We start from the raw sequence: 11790 nt of genomic DNA on the forward strand, positions 1-11790 counted from the left end.
TCCGGTTCGATCCGCTCACGCCGCGTTGGTCTATATTCTCTAGGTTTTGCCCATGTTTATGTGGCCACAACTTCTGGCTATATCTGTTAGTAGCCCGGACGACACGCCACCGTCGCTGGCGTGGATGACCTCCTGGCCAACCGACACAGCCGCCACTATCCTCACTCCCGCGTCCCGTCTTCGCGTGCCGCTCCCTGCTCGACCGGCGGCGATTACCCGTCACCGCTCACCTCACACCGACCAGCTACCGCCTCGATACCGAGTTCACCCAGCCATGCTCTCAGAGATACACCTGCTCACCGACCAGGCCAGTCTCTGGCCCGCGTCCGGCCACCAGTTCGTCTCGTTGCTCCGACTGCTGCTCGTCCAGAGCCACCTGGAATCCGGGTCGGCCATCATCAACACCACCCCCACCACCAACACTACCACCACCGCCACCACCATCGCCATCGTCGTCTCGGCCGACCTCGGCTTCGTCTTCGGACCGATCTCCGGCGGCGGACTCGACCTCGCGGCCAGACTCGTCGGGCTGCTCGGTGCCTTCCTACTCCAGCTCGTGACGGCCCTGGTCGTCGCACTCGAGATGGCCTGGGACACCTGGTGGGCGCTCGTCCTCGGCTTTACGATCACCGGTGCCATCCAGGAGTTCGTCGACGAGGATCAGCTCACCGACTACCTCGGCGACGACGGCTGGCGGGAGATCGGCTACGGAACCGCCTTCGGCACGGCCTCCTCGAGTTGCTCGTTCTCCGCGGTCGCGATGACCCGGTCGCTGTTCACCAAGGGTGCCTCGGCCGCGTCCTCCCTCGGGGCGTTCCAGTTCGCGAGTACGGATCTCGTGCTCGAACTCGCACTCGTCGTCCTGACGCTGCTCGGGTGGCAGTTCGCCGTCGCAGAGATCACCGGCGGATTAATCGCCGTCGTCGTCCTCGGCATCATTTACCGGCGATTCGTCCCGCCCTCGTGGGTCGAGCGAGCACGTTCCCACGCCCGCGCGCTCGACGAAACCGAATGCGCGACCTGCGGCATGGCCGCCCCGCCGACCGACGAGGAGACGATCACGCGAACGTTCGACGGCGAGCACCGATACTTCTGCTGTGGCGGCTGTCTCAACGCGTACGACCCGGCCGACGACCGCGAGGCCGTTACCGCCGGCCCCGAACTCCTCTCGGGCGACCGCTGGCAAAGTGCGATCACGAACACGATGAGCGAGTGGGACATGCTCTGGCGGGACATCCTCTTCGGATTCCTCCTCGCCGGCCTCCTGGCCGCGTTCGTCCCGGACGCCTGGTGGACGGCCCTCTTCGGGGTCGGTCCCGAGGGAAGCCTCACGCGCCTCCTCTCGAACGTCGTGCTCGGAGCCATCGTCGGCGTGCTGACGTTCCTCTGCTCGGTCGGCAACATCCCCTTCGCCGTCGTCCTCTGGCAAAACGGCGTCTCGTTCGGCGGCGTCCTCGCGTTCATCTTCGCCGATCTGCTGATCCTTCCGCTGGTCCGAACGTACCACCGCTACTACGGCCTTCGCATGGCCGGCGTCATGTTCGCCGCGTTCTTCGCCGCCGCCGTCATCGCCGGCTTCCTCGTCGAACTCGTCTTTTCCGGAGTCGGTCTCGTTCCGTCACCCGGTACGTCCGGCGGGACGGTCCCTGGAGCGTACACGTCCCTGTTCAACGTCGTTACGCTCCCCCTCTTCGCCGTGCAGGTGTACGTCGCCCTCGAGCCGGACCAACGCGTCCGCCTCGGCAACCGAATCGCACCGCACGTCGCGGGCGTTCTCTACCACGCCTACGACCTCGTGAGACGAGTCGCGTACGCGCTCGAATCGCGAGGCCTGAAGTAAGTCGCTTCACACCCATGACGACATCCCAACCACAGTCCCGATCCCAGGGCCAGTCCCGGTCTCGGCCCCAGCCACGGCCACGACCATCACCCGGCGGACGGTTCGATCCCGTTCGGATCGTCCTGCTCGTCGCCCTCGTCACGAGCCACGGGTTGATCCGCGTCGCCGAACGGTACTTCCCCGAGTTCCTGTCAGCACTTGGCTACGGGCCGATCGTCACCGGACTGGTCGTCAGCATCGGTCTCGGCGTGACCGTCATCATAACGGCATCCGCGACCGCCGGGCTGAACTCTGGCGACGAGACAGAAAGTGGCGATAGAAACGCCGAAACCGGCGGCTTCCCGGCACGGGTAGTCGCAGTCGTCTCGGTGCTGTTTGCGACCCTCGGACTGTTCGTCTGGACGGGCGCACCGACACTCGATGCGCTCCTCGGCACGCCGCTTTCGGCGCTCGGCTGGCTCGCGGTCGGGGTCGTGCTCCTCCAGGCCTGGCACAGTTTCGGCCCGGTGCGGACCCTCTGGCCGATCGACACCAGGATCGTCGGTCGAAAGACGCGATCGACCCGAACCGAAGCCGACGAGTTCACGCCGTCGGGAGCCGATCGAGAGCGCGACGCTCGTGCGGGCACCGTTATCGGCGCACTTGGGATCGGTGCCGGCGCGCTGATCGTGACTGCAGCGATCGCGATCGTTGGCGGCGTCAAAACCGGGTTTTCGATCGTCGCAGCGACGGGTGCGGCGGTCACGCTCGTCGCAGCGATTACGCGGGGGGTCATCGGCGATACCGACCGGCTTCCGCTCGTCGGTCGCATCGAAGCGCCGAGTGCGGCGAGGGGTCGGGTTCCCGATTCGGTCGCGTCGGTTCGCCGGGCGGTCGTCGCCCTCTCCGACCGGCGGCGCTGGACGATCACCGGCGACGCGCTCGTCAGGCTGGCGCTCGTGGGGAGTACGCCGTACCTGGTGTTGCTGTTCGTCGAGGAACAGCCGCTTTCGCTCTCGGTCGGCGGGCGGTCGCTGATGCCAGCCGCGATGTTCGGCGCGTTCGTCCTCGCGGAGGCGGGCGGGGCGCTTCTCGGCGCGATAGCCGCTCCGCGACTCGTCTCTGCGGTCGATCGGCGGTGGCTCCTGACCCTCGGTCTCGCGGGCGTCTCACTGGTTCCGATGGCCCTCGTCGCGACATCGTCCGTCGCCATCGTTGCGCTCCTGTTTGCCGTGCTCGGCTGCCGGACCGCGATCGAACCGCTCAGACCGACCGTCGGACCGCGCATCAGACCGAGCCACGACGTGAGTCCCGATGCGGACGCAACGGCGCTCGGTCTCCCGCCACCCGAGCCTCTCCAGACGGCGGTTCGGATCGCACTCGTCCCGGCCCCGTTCGTCGGCGGCCTTCTGTACGCGATCCACCCCGTTGCGGCGTTTACCGTCGCAACGACCGTCTCTCTGCTCGGGGTTCGCGAACTGCTCAGATCGTTCAGTTTCGAGCGAATAGGCGACTGATCGCACGAGAACCGGTTCGAATCGAGACGACGCTTTCGCACCGACTTTGCACGGTGACCCAGCATGTCCCACTCATCCGATACTGACGGCACTGACGGCACTGGCGGCACTGGCGACGCTGAACTCGAAGCGACAAGCGGGCCCCTCGAAACGGGTCGCCGACTGATCGCCGTCGACCACGTTCGACTCGGACGGTGGTTCCTCGTCTTCGCGCTGGTGATGGGACTCTGGGGCGGCCTCGACGCCGTGCTCCTTCGGACGACGCTCGTCACGCCGACGCTGGATCACTGGTCGGCCGACGTCTACAGTTCGCTCTTTACGACCCACGGGTTGACGATGTTGTTCCTGTTCGCGGTCCCTGTGATATGGGGATTTGCGTACGCGACGATTCCGTCGTTGATCCGGGCCGAGCGAACCGCGTTTCCCGCCCTTGCAGCGGCGGCGTTCTGGCTGCAGATCCCGGCTGCGATACTGGTTCGAGCCGGAACGATCGGCAGTGCACTCGACGTGGCGGGACTCGACCCCGTCGCGATCGGCTGGACGATGTACCCGCCGATGAGCGTCACATCGTCGAACCCCGCCGTCGACGCGCTGGTCGCCGGCCTCCTGTTCGTTGCTATCAGCACGTCGCTGACCGCGGCGGACCTCGTCGTCACGGTCTGTCGTCGGCGGACGATTCCGTGGAGCGACGTCGACACGTTCACCTGGACGGTGGTAACGAGTGCGGCGATGGCGGTCGTCGCCTTCCCGGTCCTCGCCGGTTCGCTTGCGCTCTTGCTCCTCGAACGGGCGGCTGGGGTCGGGCTCCTCGTCGGTCGGAGCGGCCCGATGGTCTGGTTGAACCTGTTCTGGTTCTTCGCTCATCCGCTGGTGTACATCCTGGTGTTGCCACCGATGGGCATCACCAGTCACGTGCTACCGCGGTTTGCCGGGCGGCGGCTGTTCGGCCGCCGGTCGGTCGTCTACTCGACGTTTGCGATCGGCATCCTCTCGTTTACCGTCTGGGGACACCACCTGTTCATGGCCGGGATGAGCGTCAGCGTCCGCGCCGTGTTCATGTTCGTGACGCTGGCGGTCGCCGTCCCGAGTTCGGCGAAGCTCTGTACGTGGCTCGGCACGCTGTGGGGTGGTGCAATCCAGCACACAGCGCCGATGATCGCGAGCATCGCAGCGATCGCCTTCTTCATTGTCGGCGGCGTGACCGGCGTCTTTCTCGCGGTGGCTCCGATCAACGTCCTCTACAACGGGACGTACTACGTCGTCGCTCACTTCCACATGATGCTCGTCGGGTTCGTCGCGTTCACGCTCGTCGCCGGGGGGTACTACTGGTTTCCGTTGCTTACCGGGCGGTGGTACGATCCGACGCTCGCTCACCTGCACGTCTGGCTCACCATCGTCGGAATCATCGTGACCTTCGGCGCGCTCTTCGTCGTCGGCTTCGCAGAGTTACCGCGACGAATCGCGACCTACCCGCCCGCGTTCGCGCCGATCCACCAGCTTGCCACCGTCGGAGCCTACGTCATCGCCGTGGGCCAACTCGTCTTCCTCCTCAACATCGGTCGATCGCTCTGGGTCGGCGAGCGCGCCGGCGACGATCCGTGGGGCCTCGCCGACGAGCCGTCACACGCACGAGAATGGTGAGCTGTCGGCCGAGTAACGTTAATATCGGATTACGACGGCAGTCGTGCCAAACTTCGATATCGGGGTTGCTCGTAGCTAGCGCTACTCAAACTCGATCCCGACTCGTTCCGAATCGCGACCGGCGGGCCTGGCGCTGGCCCAGACCCGACCCAGACCCAACCCAGACCCAGCCCGATCGGGCCCGACGGGAGACATCCCCGACCCAGCCGCCGATCGGCCCCGCCGCTGACCAACGACAGTAACCCCCTCGTTCGTGACCGCAGCGACTCGCCAGTCCTCTCCACCCACCTCGCACAGGCATCTCACCAGTCACCGAGACAGCACACCCACTGCGCACCGGTATCCCGACTTCTAACCCACAATCCATGGCATCCACCACAAGCACCGACGTTGCACTGATGCTCCTGCAGTTGATCGCACTAACAATTCCACCAGCCGTCGTCCTGATCGACCAGCTCCGCCGCTCGCAGAACCTCGAATGGACCATCCGAAAACTGAGCTTCGGACTCGTGTTCTCGTGTGTCACCCTCCTGCTCGGCGGCGCAGTCGCCGTCCTCCTGTACTTCCTGACGGCAGTCTCGCTGCCAATCACCCTCATTGCAGGGCTGCTCCTCGTTCTGCTCGGCCTCCTCCCGCTCGGGACGTTCGTCCTCGTCCTCTACCGAGAACACCGGAAGGAACACGGTCCCTGATCCGATTCTCGCTACGTCCGGGCTCGGCCGGGAGTGGGTTCGACCCCCACACGTAGCTTCGGCGGTCTTCCCGCCGATGATGCACCGATGTGTAGGAACATCCCCACCAACCACGACACCGACGACAACGACGAGCACGAATCGAGTATCGACGGGTCGACACCCCCTCGCCCCCTGACGAACCTGACCGGGTTCAAGCGCGACCAGCTATTCGTCATCCGACTGCTGGCCGAACGCAACCCCCACGGGCTCGTGATCAAAGACAAACTCGACTGCTACTACGACGAGGACATCAACCAGGGCCGGCTTTACCAGAACCTCAGTGAACTCGTCGATGAGGGGTACGTCGAAAAGCACCCACTCGACGGACGAACCAATGCCTACCGGCCGAGCACGCGCGCCAACAGGCGACTCGAAGAACACCACGAGTGGGAACGTCACTGTCTCTTCTGTGACCCCTGATGCGGATGCGTAACTGCCACACTTGAGACACTGAGACGCGGCTGCATTGCAGACCGGTATTCGGCCACACGCGATCGAAACAGCCGGCGCTGTGCAGACTGGCCGTGTCGACGTGGTCGTACCAACCGCACCACCGCCAACGCACGCACAAAACTGCTCGAAACAACCGATGACTACTCCACACGATACTTCAACCGACACGACCAGCCGAACCGCTCCCGCACTCGATGCTCCGTGGAGCCACCTTCGTACCGCCGCCCACCGTCTCTCGGTCCCGGACGACATCGAACAGCGGCTCCTGTACGCGCGCCAGCGCCAGCAAATCGCAATTCCGTTCGAGCGCGACGACGGAACTATCGACGTTCGAGCAGGGTATCGCGTTCGCCACGACGACGTTCGCGGTCCCTACATCGGCCCGCACCGCTACGTCCCCGGACTGACAATCGGCGACTGTGCCGGACTCGCGGTCGCAACTGCCGTAACCGCCGCACTCGCCGACGTTCCGTTCGGCGGCGCAGCGGGCGGCATCGACTGCGATCCGGAAACGCTCTCGTGGGACGAACGCGCCAGACTCACGCGCGCCTACGCACGTCGGATTACCGACATCGGGCCGAACAGCGACGTTCTCGTTCCCGACCTGGGAACCGACGAACGCACCATGGCTCGCGCCGCCGATGCCGTCGCCGAACACGTCGACGGCCCCCACACCGCGACAGCCGCCGGGAAGCCGGCCGTTCTCGGCGGCTCACGAGAGTTCACCTGTGCCGGCGGCCACAGCGTCGCCCACGTCGTCCGAGATATCCTCGAAACGGATCTCAACCGATCGCTGTCGGACGGAACTGTCGCCGTGTACGGCACCAGTACCGTCGGTGCGACGGCTGCGCGCTTGCTCGACCGCTGGGGCAGCACTATCGTCGCACTGTGTAGCGATCACGTCGGGCTTGCTGTCGACGGCGATAGCGACGAGGAGACCGACGATGAAGACGGCGACAGCGACGACGCTACCGACGACGGCATCGATACGACCGTCGCACCCAGCTACCTCGACGGACCGGGTGCGATCGACGAGTTCAGCGGCGGCACGATGACCGGAACCGAGAACGTCCTCGAAGCGGATGTCGACGTGCTGGTTCTCGCCGGATCGGGGACGGCGGTGACCGCCAGGAACGCGGAGACGATCCGGGCGGATCTCGTCGTCGAAGGCGCGTACGGCGCGGTGACCGCCGGCGGGCAACGCGTTCTCGAGGAGCAGGATGTCGCCGTCGTGCCGGCCGTGCTGTCGCTCGCCGGCAAACTATCGGCTGCGAGTCTCGAATGGCGTCGCCACGTCGGCCGCAGCGAGATGAGCGACACCCGCATGGCGAACGAACTCTCGTATGCGGTTATCGACGCCGTTTCCGACGTTCGGGCCCATCGCGTGCGCCGCGACGTGGGCTGGCGCGACGGCGCGTACGAACTCGGGCTCTCGCGGCTCGTCTCGGCTCACGAGGTGGTTCGATGATCGATCGTCTCGACGACTCGCTCAGCGACGCAATCGAGTGGCTGACCGAGATCGGTCCCGAGATCGAACCGTCTGCCGACTCCGAATCCGATTCTGACTCCGAATCCGAACCCGAGTCGGAAGCCGCCGATTCCCCATCGAACTCCGAATCCCAGGACGAGGCTGTGCCGCGGTCGGACGGCGGTCGCGAGACCGATCCGCCGAGCGCCGAAACGGCCGCTGACTGGGAAGAAGCCGACTCGCCGACCTCGAGAACACTGCACGGCGTCATCCACGGCGCGGACGGTGCCTACGCCTGTGGCGAGGGCGGTATCCTGTTGCACCGGCGCGACGACGGGTGGCAGACACTGATCGAGCGCGGTCCGGGCGTCGCGGACAACACGTTGCGGACGATCGACGCAACAGCCGACGGCTGTCGACTCTGGTTCGCCGGTGACAGCGGTGCACTCGGGTACTACGACGTCGCCGACGGCTACTTAAGCGACTACTCGGCACCGGGGGAAAAGACGAGCACCTGGGAGGGAATCGCCGTGTCCGGGCCGACCGGCGAGGAGCGCATCCGCATCGCGAACGGGTCCGGCGAAGTTCTCGACTGTACCGTCGAGGACGGCTGTCCGGTCTGGGGCGACGTCGTCGAACCCGGCGGCGGGTCGACGATACCCGGCCTAACCGCCGGTCCGGACGGGTTCTACGCCATCGACACCAGCGGCGGCGCGTACTACGAGGATGCAAACGGCGAGTGGGAACGAATCGGCGTTCGCAACGCCGAAGTCGACTTCTACGACATCTGGGCCGGCGATGAAACCGTCTTCGTCGCCGGTGCCGACGGCATCGCGTACCGGTACGACCCGCACTGCGAGAACTGGACTCCGATCAACGTCGGACAGGGTGCGCTCCAGTCCATCCAGGTGGCCGAGGGCAGCGACACTGCCGTCGCCGTCGCAACCGGCGGACGCGTCTACGAGCGCATCGAAAGCATCCGCTGGAAGGAACGGGACACGCCGACGGAACAATCCCTCCTCGATCTCGCCCTCGCCCGCCGGCGGTCGGACGACGAGGGACTGGCGACCGTTCCCGTCGACATCGCCGTCGGTGCTGGCGGCACCGTTCTCGAGCGCCAGCGAGACCGTTCGGACACCTCGAACTAACGCCTCCCACCGGCCCACACCACCGCTCACAACCTCTTCCGCCTCTCGCTCGCGCAACTGACCGATCCGCATGACAGCCCCACCGTTTCTGTCTCTTCCACCACCGTTCGGTACCGTCGTACGAACCGTTTTATCGTCGAAATCCGACCCCGAACCGCCGATCGTCCTGCTACTCACTCGATGCTCCCAGACAATCCACTCTCGTTCACCGCTCGTATCGATTCCGACTCGCTCCCCATCGCCGAACTCGCCACCCTCTCGCTCTCGGCACTCCTTTGGCTCGTCCTCTTCGAAGGCTGGCTTCCCGACCTCGGCCCCGCTCCCGCTGAACTCGAGGCGCCGATGGCCGCCCCCGGCGTCCCCGAAGCGATGGCGACGGCAAACGGGCTCTCGGGTACCGTCGCGTACCTGCTCATGTGGGGCACGATGATGCTCGCGATGATGCTCCCGTCGCTGATTCCGGTCGTTCGACAGCATCTCGATGACGTGTGCCAGAGTCCGACCGTCGCCGCTCCGTCGATCGCCGGGTTCCTCGGCGGCTACGCGCTCGTCTGGACGGCGATCGGTGCAGTGCCGCTCGCGGTCGAACTGCTCGTCTCGATTCACGAGTTCTCGACCGCGTCCGCGTTCGGTCTCGGTGCGGGGACGGTCCCCGTCGCCGGACTGCTCGCGTTCGCCGGCGGTTACCAGCTGACGCCGTTCAAACGTCGGGTGCTCTCGCGGTGTGCGTCCTGCCAGTCGATTCCGCACTGTCCCAACGTGAACCGGATGGTTCGCAGGGGGATCTCCTACGCGACGAACTGCGTCGCGTGCACCTGGCCGCTGTTCGCGCTGATGGTCGCGCTCGGGTCGATGAATTTCCTCGTGATGGTCGGCCTGACGCTCGTCGTCTCGATCGAGCGCCTGACGCCGGACGGCGAGCGCGTCGCGTTCGCTATGGGCGTTCCGTTGATCTGCGCCGCCGCGTTTTCGCTGCTGTTCGGCGTTCCGACGGTCTGATTCCTGTCCACCATCTTCCCGTCCCCCGGCCCCCGCCCCCCGTCTCCCCGGACCGGCCGGAGTCGCTTCGATCGCTCTTTCACGCAGTCACCGCGTATTCCCGTCCGGATCGATCCACGTCGATCCGTTCCCGTGTCCGCCGTAATCGATCGAATAACGAAGCATGACCGGTAGCGGTGCCCTTCGGCCGGTCGAATAGTGAAATCTCCGTTACAAGGCGCTGTCACAGTGGATGATAATACGTTTTCGATAGTCAGCGGCTCCAGTAATGCCTGCAGTAGGTAGTCATTTCGTACGGACTGCTGGTCGTCATTTCCGGCGCGACCGCAAACGGGTCGCGGGTGCGCCGATAAATCGTTCAACCAATTCGTCTCAGTCACTCTTGGGTCGTCTGGTGCAGTCCAAAGACACGTTCCAAGCCGAACATGACGAGAGCCATCGTGAGCGCCCGAACAAGGAGGAGTTCCGTACCCAACGGGAGACCGGCTACGAGAACGCCGGTACCTGCCGATATCTCCAAGAAAACTGCATACTGCCCACGAGAGCCCACTCAGCCGCTCGTGGCTGCGGTTATAGAGACGTTTCACAGTAGTTCCTCACGATGCGATTTCGCCCGACAAATATCTCAGGATCGCCGCTCGAAGAGTCCGTGCCGCGACAGGAGCCCCCAGGGCCCGATGCGACCCTCGTCTCCGTGCCGACTACCGGGCGGACTCGAGTTCATCGAGCGCCGCCGGGTTTTCGATACTGCTCATATCGCCGAGATCTTCGCCCGTGTAGGTCGCTTCGATCGCGCGGCGGATGATCTTGCCCGACTGCGTCTTGGGGAACTCGTCGACGAACAGGACCTCGCGAGGGCGGAAGGGTTTGCCCAGTTCCTCGCCGACCTGCGCGCGCAGTTCCTCGCGGAGGCGGTCGGTTTCCTCGACGCCGTCCGCTAAAATCGCGTAGGCGACGACTGCGGTGCCCGTGGTGTCGTCCGGCGCGCCGATGGCGGCGGCCTGGTTGACCGCCGCGTGGTCGATGAGCGCGCCCTCCACTTCGGCGGGGCCGACCTTGCGGCCGGCGACGTTCAGCGCGTCGTCGGCGCGGCCGTGGAGGAACCAGAAGCCGTCCGCGTCTTTCTGGGCCCAGTCGCCGTGGTCCCACATTGCCGGGTCATCGAAGGTCGACCAGTACTCGTTCAGATAGCGTTCGTCGCCCGACCAGAGGGACTTGGTCATGGAGGGACAGGAGTCTCGGGCGACGAGGAAGCCGCGCTCGTGGTCGTCCGCGACCGATTCGCCCGCGGAGTCGACGATGTCGATGTCCATGCCGATCCCCGGCCCGCCGAGCGTGCAGGGTTTGAGCGGTTCGGTCGGCATCGGCATCAGGAAACAGCCGCAGATTTCGGTACCCCCGGAGATGTTGATGATCGGGCACTCGCCGCCGCCGACGTTTTCGTAGAACCACTGCCAGGATTCGGGGTCCCAGGGTTCGCCGGTCGACCCGAGCAGGCGCAGCGAGGAGAGGTCGTGGCCCTCCAGCCAGTCGTCCCCGTGTTTACGAAGTGCTCGGATGGCGGTCGGCGAAATACCGAACTGGGTGAGATTGTGGCGGTCGATCATCTCCCAGAAGCGATCCGGCGCGGGGTAGTCGGGCGCACCCTCGTACATGAAGACGGTGCCGCCGAAGGTGTGCGTCCCGATGAGCGTCCAAGGCCCCATCATCCAACCGATGTCCGAAACCCAGAAGAACCGGTCCGCAGGTTTGAGATCCATGCCGAAGTAGACCTCCTTCGCGCACTGGACCTGCACGCCGGCGTGAGTGTGGACGATCCCCTTCGGCTTTCCGGTGGTGCCCGAGGAGTAGAGAAGCATTGACTCCCGATCCGAGGGCAGCGACTTCGTTTCGAACTCGTCGTTCGCGGTTTCGACGGCCTCAGCCCACCACTCGTCGCGGTCATCGTTCCAGGGAATCTCGCGTTCCGTCCCGTCCCCGCCGGAACCGAGCCGATCGAAGACGATCGTGT

The 11790-nt window shown here is 65.4% G+C and carries 9 protein-coding genes; 8 read left to right on the forward strand and 1 reads right to left on the reverse strand.

The features are described from left to right. The first annotated feature begins 274 nt into the window (after nt 1-274). The 8 genes from C481_RS14680 (at nt 275) to C481_RS14715 (ending at nt 9779) form a co-directional block, all read left to right on the forward strand. Entirely contained in the window at nt 275-1840 is a 1566-nt protein-coding gene (locus C481_RS14680; RefSeq protein WP_006110045.1) for a permease, read from the forward strand. A gap of 14 nt (nt 1841-1854) precedes the next feature. Then, a complete protein-coding gene (locus tag C481_RS14685) occupies nt 1855-3336 on the forward strand; it encodes an MFS transporter (protein ID WP_049904679.1) in 1482 nt (493 codons plus the stop codon). Nucleotides 3337-3399: 63 nt separating this feature from the next. Beyond that, nucleotides 3400-4977, forward strand: coding sequence for a cytochrome c oxidase subunit I (locus C481_RS14690; protein ID WP_006110047.1), 1578 nt, complete (start codon nt 3400-3402; stop codon nt 4975-4977). 365 nt (nt 4978-5342) lie between these two features. After that, nucleotides 5343-5669, forward strand: coding sequence for a hypothetical protein (locus C481_RS14695; protein ID WP_049904680.1), 327 nt, complete (start codon nt 5343-5345; stop codon nt 5667-5669). An 87-nt stretch (nt 5670-5756) separates the two neighbouring features. Next, nucleotides 5757-6131: a helix-turn-helix transcriptional regulator gene (locus C481_RS14700; protein WP_006110049.1), complete on the forward strand. Its 375-nt coding sequence runs from the start codon at nt 5757-5759 to the stop codon at nt 6129-6131. Nucleotides 6132-6300: 169 nt separating this feature from the next. Next, complete coding sequence (locus tag C481_RS14705) at nt 6301-7632, forward strand: Glu/Leu/Phe/Val family dehydrogenase (RefSeq protein ID WP_006110050.1); 1332 nt, start codon at nt 6301-6303, stop codon at nt 7630-7632. Beyond that, on the forward strand, nt 7629-8780 hold the full coding sequence (locus C481_RS14710; protein ID WP_006110051.1) for an NHL repeat-containing protein: 1152 nt from the start codon (nt 7629-7631) through the stop codon (nt 8778-8780). The genes C481_RS14705 and C481_RS14710 overlap by 4 nt, the downstream gene beginning before the upstream one ends. A 180-nt stretch (nt 8781-8960) precedes the next feature. Next, the gene (locus C481_RS14715; protein WP_006110052.1) at nt 8961-9779 is read left to right on the forward strand and encodes a DUF2182 domain-containing protein; all 819 of its coding nucleotides are present in this window, start codon (nt 8961-8963) and stop codon (nt 9777-9779) included. A 701-nt stretch (nt 9780-10480) separates the two neighbouring features. Here the strand turns inward: C481_RS14715 and C481_RS14725 are convergent. Then, a partial coding sequence (locus tag C481_RS14725; RefSeq protein WP_006110055.1) for an acyl-CoA synthetase occupies nt 10481-11790 on the reverse strand: 1310 nt, incomplete at its 5' end.

Origin of the sequence: Natrialba asiatica DSM 12278, from assembly GCF_000337555.1 — an archaeon.
GTDB lineage: Archaea > Halobacteriota > Halobacteria > Halobacteriales > Natrialbaceae > Natrialba > Natrialba asiatica.

What these genes read in the sequence shown, in the direction of transcription:
- C481_RS14680 (WP_006110045.1), top strand. Translation starts at nt 275, where the DNA reads ATGCTCTCAGAGATACACCTGCTCACCGACCAGGCCAGTCTCTGGCCC.
- C481_RS14685 (WP_049904679.1), top strand. Translation starts at nt 1,855, where the DNA reads ATGACGACATCCCAACCACAGTCCCGATCCCAGGGCCAGTCCCGGTCT.
- C481_RS14690 (WP_006110047.1), top strand. Translation starts at nt 3,400, where the DNA reads ATGTCCCACTCATCCGATACTGACGGCACTGACGGCACTGGCGGCACT.
- C481_RS14695 (WP_049904680.1), top strand. Translation starts at nt 5,343, where the DNA reads ATGGCATCCACCACAAGCACCGACGTTGCACTGATGCTCCTGCAGTTG.
- C481_RS14700 (WP_006110049.1), top strand. Translation starts at nt 5,757, where the DNA reads ATGTGTAGGAACATCCCCACCAACCACGACACCGACGACAACGACGAG.
- C481_RS14705 (WP_006110050.1), top strand. Translation starts at nt 6,301, where the DNA reads ATGACTACTCCACACGATACTTCAACCGACACGACCAGCCGAACCGCT.
- C481_RS14710 (WP_006110051.1), top strand. Translation starts at nt 7,629, where the DNA reads ATGATCGATCGTCTCGACGACTCGCTCAGCGACGCAATCGAGTGGCTG.
- C481_RS14715 (WP_006110052.1), top strand. Translation starts at nt 8,961, where the DNA reads ATGCTCCCAGACAATCCACTCTCGTTCACCGCTCGTATCGATTCCGAC.